The sequence below is a fragment of the Cupriavidus sp. 05T41 genome (assembly GCF_056396525.1).
The window spans coordinates 42978-55411 of record NZ_JBFTLQ010000018.1 but is presented as its reverse complement, the minus strand read 5'-3'; the positions used below and the strand labels follow the sequence as shown (position 1 = coordinate 55411).

Sequence of the window (12434 nt, the reverse complement as noted above, 5' to 3'; positions counted from 1 at the left end):
CCCCTTGGGTCGGGAGCCGGTACGTGCGCCGTACCGGAACGATATCGTCCAGCTTATACCGTGCCCGCGCCGCGCGGGCACCGGGGCTGGAGCGCGCACTGCACATTGTGGCGAAAAATCCCTAAAGTTCTGCCGTCCCGCGTCGTTATCCAGTCGGACGAAACGGGCGAAGTCCATGACAACGGGGAGATAGAGCAATGATGTCTTTTGGCAACCTGAGCATCCGCGCGCGACTGGGCGCCGGCTTCGCGGTGGTGCTGGTGCTGATGGCGGCGGGGATCGCGGCGGGGCTGGGCAGCCTGCCGGATGCGTCGGGCGGTGACCTGGCGCAGGCGGTCGCATCCGCGCGGACCTGGATGTACGGGCTATGGGTGGTGGCGCTGCTGGCCGCCGCCGTCTTCACCTTCGGCATCGCGCGCGGGGTGGAGCAGCCGCTGGGCGAGGCGGTCTTCATTGCCGAGACGGTGGCCTCCGGCGACCTGAGCCAGGAGTTCGAGACCGAGCGCGGTGGCGAGTTCGGCCGCCTGCTGCGGGGCATGGGCGAGATGGAGGACATGCTGACCGACCTGGTCAGCCGCATCAAGGGTTCCACCGATTCCATCACGGATGCATCCAGGCAGATCGCGGTGGGCAACACCGATCTGTCCCAGCGCACGGAAGAACAGGCCGCCGCGCTGCAGGAAACCGCCTCGAGCATGGGCGAGCTGACCGCCATGGTCCGCCAGAACACCGAGCGCGCGCATGCGGCCAACGACCTTGCCGCCAATGCCTCCGAGATCGCGCAGCGCGGCGGCGCGGCGGTGGGCGAGGTGGTGCAGACCATGCAGGCGATCAGCGCCAGCTCGAAGAAAGTGGTGGACATCATCGACGTGATCGAGGGCATTGCGTTCCAGACCAATATCCTCGCGCTCAACGCGGCCGTGGAAGCCGCACGTGCCGGCGAACAGGGGCGCGGCTTTGCCGTGGTGGCGGGCGAGGTGCGCACGCTGGCGCAACGCAGCTCTTCCGCCGCCAAGGAAATCCGCGCGCTGATCGGCGACTCCGCCGACCAGGTGCGCAACGGTTCCGTGCGGGTGGAGCAGGCCGGCGAGACCATGCGCGAGATCGTGGCAGCGTCGCGCCAGGTGACCACCATCCTCAAGGAGATCTCGGTGGCTTCGGCGCAGCAGAGCAGCGGCATCGACCAGGTCAACCAGGCCGTGATGCAGATGGATTCGGTCACGCAGCAGAACGCGGCGCTGGTCGAGCAAGCCGCGGCCGCGTCGTCGGCGCTGGCAGAGCAGGCACAACAACTGCAGGCTGCGGTAGGCGAGTTCAAGCTCGACTGAGGCCGTACCGGGACGGGCCCGCGCGATGCGGGCCCGTTCGCGCAGCTTTGCACGTGGATTGAAATTTTTACCTGCCGCGCGGGCCGTTCGTGCCCGCCGCACTCCCGGGCCGCCGTGCCCGCCCGCCAGCCGGATCTCGCGCGCCTGAAGCGGCGCATGGCGCCGGTATTGCGCGCCACGGTCACTCTCCAGCCACTATCCTTGAACCGGGCATCGATGTTGCGAGCCATCCTGGTGCGACGAGTCACCGCGCGTGGCTAGCTCGTGACATGGCGCGTGCCCGGACGGACGTGTCGACGCGCCGCCACCGCGCGGCCACCGCGGCTATCGTGGCCGACCAAAGGAGTGCTCTATGACAAAAACCGTGAAAAGCAGATTGCTGGCGGGTCTCCTGCTAGCCTCCGGGCTGGTGGTCTGCGCGCAGGTCAGCGCGCAGCCCGGCCCCGAGCGCGGCTATCAGTACCAGGACAAGTCCGGTGAGGACCAGCGCCGCCCCGGTGGCCCGGGGCCCGGTGATGACCGCAACAACAACCGCATGACCCCGCAGCGCTGGCACAAGGGCGACCGGCTCCCGACGGAGTACCGCGACCGCCAGTACATGGTCGAGGACTGGCGCCAGTACAACCTCCCCGCGCCGCCGAAGGGACGCCACTGGGTGGGCGTCGGCGCGGACTTCTATCTGGTGGCGCCCAACGGCGCGATCATGGACATGGGACCGGGCGGCCGCTAGGCGGTCGATTCCTCTCGCCGGCGGTCCGGCGGCCCATGCCACCACGCTTGCCCCGCGCACGATGAACGTGTAGCCGGGCAAGCAGGCCGGCGCGCACCTTTTCTCGCACGCCGGCTTTCCGTTCGGCTTGCCTTGTCCCCCGCTTTTTTCCGTGTTTTTCCGTCTTTCCACGCCTTTTCCGCGCTTTTTTCCGCTTTCCATTGGCCTGCGTCAAAGCCGGTGCGACGCGCGCGCCAGGCCCTGGGCGCCGCGTTATTGCCGTGGCCTAGAATCAATCCAGCACCGGCCGGCGGCACGGCGCCCCCCGCTGCGTTTCCAGGTGTGTCTGGCGCCTGGATACCCGCAGCAGCGCGCGCCGTGCTCCGGCTGGTGCAGCGGTGCGCCGCATGGCGCGCCGCAAGCCGACGGGCCGGCCGCGCCGCGCGCTTGCGCGCGTGTTCCCGCCCGGGTTGTTCCCCCACAGAAAAAAGGAATAAAGATGTCAACTCGCCGTCATTTCCTGAAAGGCATCCCAATCGTCGCCGCCGCGGGCGCGTTGGGTTTTTCCGTATCGGCGCGCGCGCAGGGCAGCGGGCCCATGGTGGATGAAAAAGACCCGCAGGCTGTCGGACTCGGCTACAAGGCCGATACCACCAAGGTGGACAAGGCCAAGTACCCGAAGCACGAGGCCAGCCAGCATTGCGGCAACTGCCAGCTGTTCCAGGGCAAGGCGACCGATGCCAGCGGCGGCTGTCCGCTGTTCGCCGGCAAGCAGGTCGCCGGCAAGGGCTGGTGCAGCGCGTGGGCGAAGAAGGCCTGACCGGGTGCCTGGGCAGGGCCCGGTGAAGTCAGGCAGGCGGGCGCGCATCCAGGCGCGCCCGCCTGTTTTGCCTTTCAGCGGTCGACCGGCCAGAGGGGCCGGCGTATGCGGCGATAGGGCAGCGTGCGCAGGTCCAGCGCCACCGAGCCCGGCGCGTCCGCGTAGATGACCTTGCGCGCCACGCCCGCGAACGCGGCGTTGAAATGCTGCGCCGACTTGACCACGATCAGCGTCTTGTCCTCGAGCCGGCAGCCCAGCTGCGTGAACACATCGGTGTGCAGGGCCTGCGCGCGCAGCGTGATCAGCACGATCTCGATGCCGTCGGCCTCCACCAGCGCCGCGTTGCCCACCGGCGCCGGCGCTCCCGACAGGCCGGTCATGACCATGTCCGGCACCAGTGCCTTCACCGTGCAATCGAGATCGATCGGGTCGCCCGACATCGGGCTGACCTTGCCGCCGATGCGCAGCGGCAGCCGCGCGCCCGTGCCGGCGCTGAACGCGATGCGCACCGCCACCGGATCCCACAGCGGGCCCAGCGCCACGTTGCGCACGCCGCGCGCATGCAGCCGGCGCAGCAGGAAGGTGGCATCGCCAGCGCCGCCGCCGCCGGGGTTGTCGCCGGCATCGGCAATCACCACCGGCGTGGCGTCGGCGGCCAGCGCCTCGTCGATGGCTTCGTCCGGGCCGGGACAGGCCGGCATGAGCAGTTCACGCAGGCCGGCCAGCTCGGCGGCCAGGCGCTGCGCGAGCCGCTGCGCGGCGGCGCCGTCGCCGTCCGCGTAGACCAGCAGCCTGGTGCCCATGTCGGGCACGTCGCCCCAGGGGAATCCGTGCGCGACGGAGATCGAGAGGATGCCGTCACGGCCTTCGAGCGCCATCAGGCGGTCGACATAGCTGCGCGCCGGTTCCTGGTTGGTGCGGATGGTGACGATCATGCCGCAGTCGGCCACCGCCGCCACCGGCGCGATGCGCCCGGCCACCTGCGCCGCGCACAGGTCCACCAGTTCCAGCGCGCGCTCGCGGATATCGGTGTGCGGATATTCCTTGTAGGCCACCAGGATGTCCGCCTGCGCCACCATGGCCTCGGTGAGGTGGCTGTGTGGGTCGATCTCCGCGCCGATCACCACGCCGGGGCCGGCCAGCGCGCGCACGCGCGCCAGCAGGTCGCCCTCGCAGTCTTCATAGCCATCGGCCACCATGGCGCCGTGCAGGCCCAGCAATACCATGTCCACCGGCAGCGCGCGGCGCAGGTCCGCCAGCAGTTCGTCGCGCAGGGTCTCGTAGGCATGGCGCGTGGTCACGCCGCCCGGCTGCGCGCCGGCGGCCATGCCCTCGATCACTTCCCAGCCATGCTCGCGCGCGCGCTGGCGCGCGGCCCACAGCGGGCCGCTGAACACGGCCATCTCGGGCGGGTGCGTGCCGGCGGGATAGTAGCCGCGGTCGACGAAGGCTTCCAGCGAGGTGGGCAGCGGGGCGAAGGTGTTGGTCTCGGTGGCGAGCGAGCCGGTGAATACGCGCATGGTCACTCCGGGGTCGCGCCCGAGTTGCGCACCACCGCGCCCCACTTGGTGATTTCGGCGGCCACGTGCTGGCGCAGCGCATCGGGGCTACCGCCGCCAGGCGTGGCGACCATCGCGGCGAGCTTCTCGCGCGTGTCCTTCTCGGCCATGATCGCGTTGACCTCCTTGTTGAGCGTGTCGACGACGCCGGCCGGCGTGCCGGCGGGCACGAACAGCGCGTACCACGAGGTGACTTCATACCCCTTCAGGCCGCTGGCATCCACGGTGGGGATCTCCGGCGCGGACGGGTCCCTGGTGGCGCTGGTCACCCCGAGCGCGCGCAGCTTGCCGCTCTTGATCAGCGGGATGACCGACGGCGCGGTGTCGAACATCACCTGCACCTGGCCGGCCATCAGGTCGGTAAGCGCCGGCGCGCTGCCCTTGTACTGTACGTGCTCCATCTGGATGCCCGCCATCATCTTGAACAGTTCCGCGGACAAGCGCGTGGACGAGCCCGCGCCCGAGGAGGCGAAGAAGATCCCCTTCGGATGCGCCCTGGCATAGCTGATGAATTCCGCCACCGTGGTCGCCGGTACCGAAGGGTTCACCGCCATGATGTTGGGAAAGCGCGTGAGCAGCGCCACCGGCGCGAAGTCCTTCTGGAAATCGAACGGCAGTTTCTTGTACAGCGAGACATTGATGGTGCTGGCGTTGGAGCCCAGCAGGATGGTGTAGCCATCGGCGGGCGCGCGCGCCACGCCGGCGGCGGCGATATTGCTGGCGGCGCCGGGCCGGTTCTCGACCACGAAACTCTGCCCGAGCCGCTCGGACAGCCGGTTGGCGACCAGCCTGGCCACGGCATCGGAGGAGCCGCCCGGCGCATAGCCCACCACGATCTTGACCGGCTTGTTCGGGTACGCGCCGTCCGGCGGGGCCGCGCTTGCCGGTTGCGCGCAGAACATGCCGAGGGCCGTGGCGGCCAGGAGGGAAGCAAAGGGTTTCATGAGTGTGGGTGCGAGGAGTTCGTGGCCACTGATTATTCGCAATTCCGGTGTCCTGAATCAATGTAAGCTATCCGGAATTTTGTTGCCTATTTGGCAACGATCGGGCGGCGGCGGACCGGCCCTTGACAGCCCCGGACAGCCCCGGACAGCAGCAACGAAGAGACGCACGGAAAACGAAGTGAACCAGGAGGGAAGCGATGGAGGGAGGGCTGAGCGCGCGGCGCCTGCAGTATTTCTTCGAGGCGGTGACCGCCGGCTCGGTGCGCGGCGCGGCCGAACGGCTGGGCGTGGAGCCATCCATCGTCAGCCGGCAGATCCAGTTGCTGGAGTCCGAACTGGGCGTGGCCCTGCTCGAGCGCAAGGGCAGGGGCATCGTGCCTACCGAGATGGCCTCGATCGTGATGGACCATTACCGGGACCGCCAGGCCAGCGAGCAGGCGATGATGGCGCGGCTCGACGAGGTCAACGGCCTGCAGCGCGGCGATATCCACATCGTCGCCAGCGAAGGGTTTGTCGATATCCTGATGGGCGGGGTGGTGGACGCGTTCTGCCGCGAGTTTCCCGGCGTGCGCGTCTCGCTGCGCGTGGCCGGCGCATCGGACGCGGTGCGCGCCGTGGCGCATGACGATGCGCATATCGGCGTGGTGTTCGGGCCGCCGGCCGATCCTGCCGTGCGCGTGGTCAGCGCGCGCAACCATCCGCTGTGCGTGATCGCCTGGCCGGATCATCCGCTTGCGCGCCAGCGCAGGCGCGCCACGCTCAAGGATGTGGCGCGCTACCCGGTGGCGCTGATGGCGCCAGGGTTCGGCCTGCGCCAGCTGATCCAGATGGCGGAGCTGTCCGAGAACATCGTGTTGACGCCGAGCTTCGTCGCCAACTCCATCGTGACGCTCAAGCGCTACGTGGAATGCCGGCTCGGGCTGACCTTCACCTCGGCGAATTCGGTGGTGAAGGAGGTCGCCCGCGGCGAGCTGGTCGCGCTGCGCACCAGCAATCCGATCTTCGAAGCCGCGCAGTCGCGCTTGCTCGTGCGGGCCAACCGGCCGCCAACCAGCGCGATGCGCGCGATACTCGCGCGCATCGAGGCGTCGGCCCTGTTCGACGGCGGCGGGCGGGCGCCCCGGGCTGGCGTCTAGTCCGGCGTCCAGGTCTTCAGGTCGGTCATCCTGGCTGGCGTGGCGGTCGATGCGGCGACGCCGCTGCCGTTGCCGCCCGATGGCGCCACTGCCGCGCTCGACGTGCCGGCCCCGGGCGAGGGGGCGGCGCCGGTTGTCGGTCCGCTGGTTGCCGGTCCGCTGTTTGCCGGTCCGCTCTTCGATGCGGTCGCGGCGCCATATCCGCTGACGCCGGCGCCGCCGTCCCGCTGCACGCGGATGCTGTTCTGCACCTCGGTCACGCCGAACACATGGTCGGCCAGGTCCTCGATATCGTATTTCTCGCTGCGGCTGCGCACGATCCCGCTCAGCGTGGCCACGCCTGCGGTCACCTCCACGCCGACCTGGCTGACATCCACGCCGCGCGCGTAGGCGAGCTGCTCGCAGATGGCTTCCCGGATGCGCTCGTCGCTGCGCTGGTAGCCCTTGGGGCCCATGCGCCGGGTCGGGGCCTGGCCTTCGCGCCGGGCTTCACGCTCATCGGAGCGGTCGCTGTCGTTGCCGAAGACTTCGCCCACCACCTCGCCTATGCGGCGGCCGAGGTTGTAGAGCGCGCCGTGCTCCTGCCCGCCGTCGCGGAAATCCTCGCGCGGGTCGTCGCGCTCGCCGCGATATCCGCGACGCGGATCGTCATGGTATGCGTCGCCATATTCGTCACGGGATGGCCGGCCATATGCATCGCCGCGCTTGCCGCCGGACTCGCCATACCCGCCGCCTGCCCCGCCGCTTGCCCCGCGGCCATATTCGCCGCCATACCCGCCGGCGTACTCGTCGCCACGCTGGTTGCCGTAGGCACCCCGGTACGGCATCGTGTACCCGTGGCCTTGCCGCTCGCCTTCCGGCGCGTTGCCATAGCCGCCGCGCTCGCCGCGCCCGCCGATATCGCTGAAGTAGCCGCGTGCGGCGTGCCGGCGCATGTCTTCATAAGGCCGGTCGACCTCGCGCAGCCACTCCTGGTCGCGGTTGCCGGATCCGTAGCTCTCGCCCAGCCGCCAGGCCTCCTCGTCGGCGCGGTCGTACTGGCCGTTGAGGCCATAGCGCAGGTCGCTGCGGTATTCGCCGCGGCGCTGGTCTGCCCGCTCGGACGGGTGGTCCGGATAGCTGTCGCGCCCGTATTCGCGCCCGTACTCCTGCCTTTGTTCGCGCCCGTAGCTGCGTTCGTCGCGGGCCGCTCCGCCGTCGCTCAGTTGTCCGGGCGCCAGGCGCTGGCGGCGGCGTTGCGCTTGCCAGTCGTCGGCATCGGATTCGGGCTGCCGTGCATCGCGGTCCGTGCCGCCCTGCTCGTAGCCGCGCCAGGCCTGGCCGCGGCGATAGCGTTCGTTGTAGCGGTCGTCCATGCTTGTCTCCTAGTGTCGGGTTGGCCATGGGCGCGCAAACGACGCGCGCCGCACGGGAACTCCAGAAGAGGCGCAAGAAACGTACCGCCGCCGCGTGGGTGCGGGGCAGGCCACAGGCGCGGGCTGCGGGCGCGCGCGCAAGGCGCGCGAGTGCCTGTACCGGCGGGGGAGATTGGAAGCATTGGCGGGTGCTTGTGTAAATCCTGCGCGATGGCGTGCGCGGATTCGGGCGGGCGATGTGCCTGCCCGGACACCCGGCCGATCGTCAGTGCTGCGATTCGACCTGGCGCTCGGCTTGCCGGCCGCGGCGCACGCTATGGTCGTGCAAGGTGGCTTTCATGCGCAGCAGCGAGGCCGTGAGCGCGGTGCGCTCTTCGCTGCTGAACGGCGCCACCGAGACCGAATGCAGCGCTTTCAGTGCGCTGTAGACGCGGTCTACGCGGGGCAGGGCGGTGGCCGGGACGAAGGGCTGGCCGGCCGGGTCGAAGGCAATCCAGCCATCGGCCTGCAGCGCGCCGAGCATGGGTTCGGATTGCGTGACGGAAATCAGCATCAGCCCGAAATAGGGCGCATGGCGCACGAATTCTTCCTGGCGTATCGCGCGCAGCAGGATCCATCCTGGATAATCGAGACCGACTTCGGAAAGGGTCTGGTCGAGCGCACCCTGCCACTCACGCACGCTCTCCATCAAGGCAAGAAGCACGGACTCAGTCGGTTCTAGAGCCTTAGGCCGCATTGATTTGTCTCCTGTCTTTGGGCATTGCCGCAGACCAGCGCCGGTGCTTGGCCGGCCCGGGCGGCGCGGGAACGCGGCGCTCCTCCTCCCCCCGCGTTTCCTGCGGATGCGACATTAGCAGACAATGATGACAATGGCGCAATCGAGTGCCCGCGTGACGGGCCAAAAAAGGCACGACACTGCGCTTGGCGCACTAAACCAAGGGAAAATCCCAAGCCCGGGCTTGTGCCTGCGGGCTTCACCGCGCCGCGGCGCGGATGTGCCTTCGATCACGCGGGCGCTCAGATTTCGAGCACCAGGCCGGGATCGAACTTCGGATTCTCCAGCTTGCCCTCGCGCGCATAGCCGCGCGGGTTGCACACCACGCGGGTGGCGCCCACCCGATAGTCGAAGCTGTCATGGGTATGGCCATGCACCCACAGCGCGGGCTGCCATGCCTCGATCTCGCGGCTCAGGTCGGAGACAAAGCAGGCGTTGAGCGCGGAACCGGCGAACTGCGGGCTGATGCTCTGCGGGGATGGCGCGAAGTGCGTGATGACCACGGTCTTGCCATCGTGGCCGGCCGCGAAACGCTCGCGCAGCCAGGCCACCGATTCGCGGAACAGGGCCTGGGAAACCGCCGGCGTGAAGCGGTCCTCGAAATCCGGCGCGATACGGATGCGCGAAAAGTCCCGCATCAGCGTCTGGGCGTCGCGCAGCCCTTCCTCGCGCTGCTGTGCGGACGCGAACAGGCTGTAGTCGGACCACAGGGTGCAGCCGAGGAAGCGCACGCCGCCGTGATGCCACTCCGAGCGCTCCAGCACCCGCACGCGCGTGCCGGCCGCGCCTGCGCGCAGGGCGTCCATGGTGGTGGCGAGGTCGCCGCCGTAGAACTCGTGGTTGCCGGCCACGTACAGCGTGGGCACGGGGGCGGCGGCGGCCCAGGCCATGGCTTCCCTGGGGCGCCAGATATCACCGGCCAGCACCATCACATCGACATCCGGGGTGGGGTAGTCCATCGGATGGACGGATAGGTGCAGGTCCGATACCAGGCCAATCTTCACTGGGGTCTCCTTGGTGGCGTTTTTCTTGGGTGTCTCGCTGGGACGCATTATGCCGTTCCGGCGCTAGGTGCGACGGGGCAGGGCGAGCGCGCCTTCAGCAGATATTCGCGTTTTCCCTTATCGTGTCGGCTTGCCGCGGCCTTTGGCCGGTCCAGCGCTGAACCGCGGTCCATGTATCAGACATGGTGGGCGGATGGCGCGCGATGCGCGCGCGCCGCGTCCGAAGCGGTCACGGGCAGAGACAGTGTCGAATTTAGCGGATTCCAACCTCGCAGCGCGCGCAGCGGACGCGCGCATGACATCGATTGAGCGCCGCGGCATGGCCGCCATCCTGCTGGCGGTGTCGCTCGCCACGCTGGATACGGCGATCGCCAACACGGCGCTGCCGGCCATCGCGGCCGACCTGCACGCCACGCCGGCGGCCTCGGTCTGGATCATCAACGCCTACCAGCTCGCGATGGTGGCGACGCTGCTGCCGTTCGCGGCGCTGGGCGGCATCGTCGGGCACCGGCGCGTCTACCTGGGCGGGCTGGTCCTGTTCATCGGCGCCTCGGTGGTATGCGCGCTGGCGTGGTCGCTGCCCACGCTGGCGGCGGCGCGCCTGCTGCAGGGCGTGGGCGCGAGCGCCATCATGAGCGTGAACGCGGCGCTGATCAGCGCGATCTTCCCGCCGCACCGCCTCGGGCGCGGGGTGGGGCTGAACGCGCTGGTGGTGGGGGTGTCGTTCGCGGTGGGACCCACGGTGGCGTCGATCATCCTGTCGCTGGGGCCGTGGCCGTGGCTGTTCGCGGTGAACCTGCCGATCGGCCTGCTGGCGCTGTTCATCGCGTGGCCGTCGCTGCCGCACACCGCGCGCGGCAAGCACCGCTTCGACCGCGTGGCGGCGGGGCTCAACGTGGTCACCTTCGCGGCGCTGATCTTCGCGCTGGGCGAGGGGGCGCAGCGCGCGCCCGTGGGCCAGTCGCTGGCGGCGGTGGCGGTGTTCGCCGTGGCCTTCGTGCTGCTGTTGCGCCGCGAGCGCGGCCACCCCGCGCCGATGCTGCCGGTGGACCTGATGAAGCGGCCGATGTTCGCGCTGTCGACCATGACGGCGATCTGCTCGTTCGCGGCGCAGGGGCTGGCCTTTGTCTCGCTGCCGTTCTTCTTCGAGAGCGTGCTGGGCCGCAGCCCGATCGAAACCGGATTCCTGATGACGCCGTGGTCCGCCGTGGTGGCGCTGATGGCGCCGCTTGCCGGGCGCTTGTCGGACCGCTATCCGCCGGGTCTGCTCGGCGGCGTGGGGCTGGCGGTGATGAGCGCGGGCATGGCGTCGCTGGCCTTGATGCCGGCGCATCCGAGCGCGCTCGATATCGGCATCCGCATGGCGATCTGCGGCGCGGGCTTCGGCTTCTTCCAGTCGCCCAACCTCAAGGCGCTGATGTCGAGCGCGCCGCGCGAGCGCGCTGGCGGCGCCAGCGGCGTGATCGCCACCGCGCGCCTGCTGGGCCAGGCCACCGGCGCGGCGCTGGTGGCGCTGAGCTTCGGCATTGCCGGGCGCCACGGCCCCACGCTGGCGCTGGGGCTGGGCGCGGGCTTCGCTGGCGTAGCGAGCATTGCCAGCGGCCTGCGGCTGATCACGCGCGATCCCGGCACGGCGAAGGCGTAGCCGGCCCGCGGGCCGGCCGCCGCAGTCTGCTCAGAACCCGACGGGTGCGTGCGGCACGTAGGGCGCTTCGAGCGCCTTGATCTCGTCGGCGGTGAGGCCGAGCGACAATGCGGCCACCGCATCTTCCAGATGGTGCGGCCTGGATGCGCCGACGATGGGCGAGGTGATGCCCGGTTTCTGCAGCACCCACGCCAGCGCCACCTGGGCGGCGGGCACGCCGCGCGCCTGCGCGATGGCATGCACCTGCTCCACCACGGCACGGTCCGAGTCCTCGGCGCCGTGGTAGAGCGTATTGCCGAATTCGTCGCTCGCTTCGCGCGCGCTGCCGGCCTGCCAGGGGCGCGTCAGGCGGCCGCGCGCCAGCGGGCTCCACGGCATCACCGCGATCCCCTCGGCCGCGCACAGCGGCAGCATCTCGCGTTCTTCTTCCCGGTTGAGCAGGTTGACATGGTTCTGCATGCTGACGAACTGCGTCCAGCCGTGCAGGCGCGAAGTGTAGATGGCGCGCGAGAACCGCCAGGCGAACATCGATGACGCGCCGATATAGCGGACCTTGCCGGCCTTGACCACGTCGTGCAGCGCTTCCAGCGTTTCCTCGATCGGCGTGTTCGGGTCCCAGCGGTGGATCTGGTAGAGGTCGACGTAGTCGGTGCCAAGCCGGCGCAGGCTGTTGTCGATCTCGGCCAGGATGGCGCGGCGCGACAGGCCGGCGCCGTTGGGGCCGGCGCGCATGCGCCCTTGCACCTTGGTGGCGATCACCACGTCGTCGCGATGGGCGAAGTCCTTGAGCGCGCGGCCCACGATCTCTTCCGAGGTGCCGTCCGAGTAGACATTGGCGGTGTCGAAGAAGTTGATGCCGGCTTCCAGCGCCTGGCGGATCAGCGGGCGGCTGGCTTCCTCGCCCAGCGTCCACGGATGTTTGCCGCGCTCGGGCACGCCATAGGTCATGCAACCCAGGCAAAGCCGCGATACCTTCAGTCCTGTCGAGCCAAACCGCACGTAGTCCATCTTGCCACTCCTTGCCGTTGATCGATGCCATGGATGCCGGCCAGCCCGCGCGGCCGCCGACGCACCCCCGGATGGTATGCGAATCCCCGCATGCCTGCAGGCGGCCGCACGGCGCCCGGGCGATGGCGTCCCCCGGCGCTTTTTCCTCGCG

General features: G+C 69.5%; 11 protein-coding genes. 5 read left to right on the top strand and 6 right to left on the bottom strand.

Annotated features, from left to right (window positions below; all coding sequences use genetic code 11):
- Positions 1 to 197 precede the first annotated feature (197 nt).
- From AC1DKV_RS13365 to AC1DKV_RS13355, 3 genes are all read left to right on the top strand, one after another.
- Positions 198 to 1328, top strand: a complete 1131-nt coding sequence (locus AC1DKV_RS13365) for a methyl-accepting chemotaxis protein (RefSeq protein WP_441620563.1) — start codon at positions 198 to 200, stop codon at positions 1326 to 1328.
- A 364-nt stretch (positions 1329 to 1692) separates the two neighbouring features.
- Positions 1693 to 2058, top strand: coding sequence for an RcnB family protein (locus AC1DKV_RS13360; RefSeq protein WP_441620562.1), 366 nt, complete (start codon positions 1693 to 1695; stop codon positions 2056 to 2058).
- Positions 2059 to 2536: 478 nt separating this feature from the next.
- Positions 2537 to 2857, top strand: a complete 321-nt coding sequence (locus tag AC1DKV_RS13355; protein WP_441620560.1) for a high-potential iron-sulfur protein — start codon at positions 2537 to 2539, stop codon at positions 2855 to 2857.
- A gap of 74 nt (positions 2858 to 2931) precedes the next feature.
- Here the strand turns inward: AC1DKV_RS13355 and AC1DKV_RS13350 are convergent, their stop codons facing one another.
- Both AC1DKV_RS13350 and AC1DKV_RS13345 read right to left on the bottom strand, forming a co-directional pair.
- A complete protein-coding gene (locus AC1DKV_RS13350; RefSeq protein ID WP_441620558.1) occupies positions 2932 to 4377 on the bottom strand; it encodes a M81 family metallopeptidase in 1446 nt (481 codons plus the stop codon).
- A gap of 2 nt (positions 4378 to 4379) precedes the next feature.
- Positions 4380 to 5360 (bottom strand): tripartite tricarboxylate transporter substrate binding protein, encoded by a 981-nt coding sequence (locus AC1DKV_RS13345; RefSeq protein ID WP_441620556.1) that lies wholly within the window; start codon positions 5358 to 5360, stop codon positions 4380 to 4382.
- A gap of 197 nt (positions 5361 to 5557) precedes the next feature.
- Here AC1DKV_RS13345 and AC1DKV_RS13340 point away from each other — a divergent pair, with 197 nt between their 5' ends.
- Positions 5558 to 6496 (top strand): LysR family transcriptional regulator, encoded by a 939-nt coding sequence (locus AC1DKV_RS13340; protein ID WP_441620554.1) that lies wholly within the window; start codon positions 5558 to 5560, stop codon positions 6494 to 6496.
- Here AC1DKV_RS13340 and AC1DKV_RS13335 read toward each other — a convergent pair.
- The 3 genes from AC1DKV_RS13335 to AC1DKV_RS13325 all read right to left on the bottom strand — a co-directional run bounded on the left by AC1DKV_RS13335 (position 6493) and on the right by AC1DKV_RS13325 (position 9630).
- Positions 6493 to 7851, bottom strand: a complete 1359-nt coding sequence (locus AC1DKV_RS13335; protein ID WP_441620552.1) for a BON domain-containing protein — start codon at positions 7849 to 7851, stop codon at positions 6493 to 6495. The genes AC1DKV_RS13340 and AC1DKV_RS13335 overlap by 4 nt on opposite strands.
- Positions 7852 to 8116: 265 nt before the next feature.
- The gene (locus tag AC1DKV_RS13330) at positions 8117 to 8530 is read right to left on the bottom strand and encodes a MarR family transcriptional regulator (protein WP_441620550.1); all 414 of its coding nucleotides are present in this window, start codon (positions 8528 to 8530) and stop codon (positions 8117 to 8119) included.
- A gap of 338 nt (positions 8531 to 8868) precedes the next feature.
- Entirely contained in the window at positions 8869 to 9630 is a 762-nt protein-coding gene (locus AC1DKV_RS13325; RefSeq protein ID WP_441620548.1) for a metallophosphoesterase, read from the bottom strand.
- 295 nt (positions 9631 to 9925) lie between these two features.
- Here AC1DKV_RS13325 and AC1DKV_RS13320 point away from each other — a divergent pair, with 295 nt between their 5' ends.
- Positions 9926 to 11275 carry an MFS transporter gene (locus AC1DKV_RS13320; RefSeq protein ID WP_441620546.1) on the top strand — a complete coding sequence of 450 codons (1350 nt, stop codon included), beginning with the start codon at positions 9926 to 9928 and terminating at the stop codon, positions 11273 to 11275.
- Between the two features lie 30 nt (positions 11276 to 11305).
- Here AC1DKV_RS13320 and AC1DKV_RS13315 read toward each other — a convergent pair whose 3' ends face one another.
- Positions 11306 to 12283: an aldo/keto reductase gene (locus AC1DKV_RS13315; protein WP_441620544.1), complete on the bottom strand. Its 978-nt coding sequence runs from the start codon at positions 12281 to 12283 to the stop codon at positions 11306 to 11308.
- Between the last annotated feature and the right edge of the window lie 151 nt (positions 12284 to 12434).

Bases quoted from the DNA above. Each gene is read 5' to 3' on its own strand.
- AC1DKV_RS13345 (WP_441620556.1), bottom strand. From the start codon at position 5,360: ATGAAACCCTTTGCTTCCCTCCTGGCCGCCACGGCCCTCGGCATGTTC.
- AC1DKV_RS13315 (WP_441620544.1), bottom strand. From the start codon at position 12,283: ATGGACTACGTGCGGTTTGGCTCGACAGGACTGAAGGTATCGCGGCTT.
- AC1DKV_RS13355 (WP_441620560.1), top strand. From the start codon at position 2,537: ATGTCAACTCGCCGTCATTTCCTGAAAGGCATCCCAATCGTCGCCGCC.
- AC1DKV_RS13340 (WP_441620554.1), top strand. From the start codon at position 5,558: ATGGAGGGAGGGCTGAGCGCGCGGCGCCTGCAGTATTTCTTCGAGGCG.
- AC1DKV_RS13350 (WP_441620558.1), bottom strand. From the start codon at position 4,377: ATGCGCGTATTCACCGGCTCGCTCGCCACCGAGACCAACACCTTCGCC.
- AC1DKV_RS13320 (WP_441620546.1), top strand. From the start codon at position 9,926: ATGACATCGATTGAGCGCCGCGGCATGGCCGCCATCCTGCTGGCGGTG.
- AC1DKV_RS13365 (WP_441620563.1), top strand. From the start codon at position 198: ATGATGTCTTTTGGCAACCTGAGCATCCGCGCGCGACTGGGCGCCGGC.
- AC1DKV_RS13335 (WP_441620552.1), bottom strand. From the start codon at position 7,851: ATGGACGACCGCTACAACGAACGCTATCGCCGCGGCCAGGCCTGGCGC.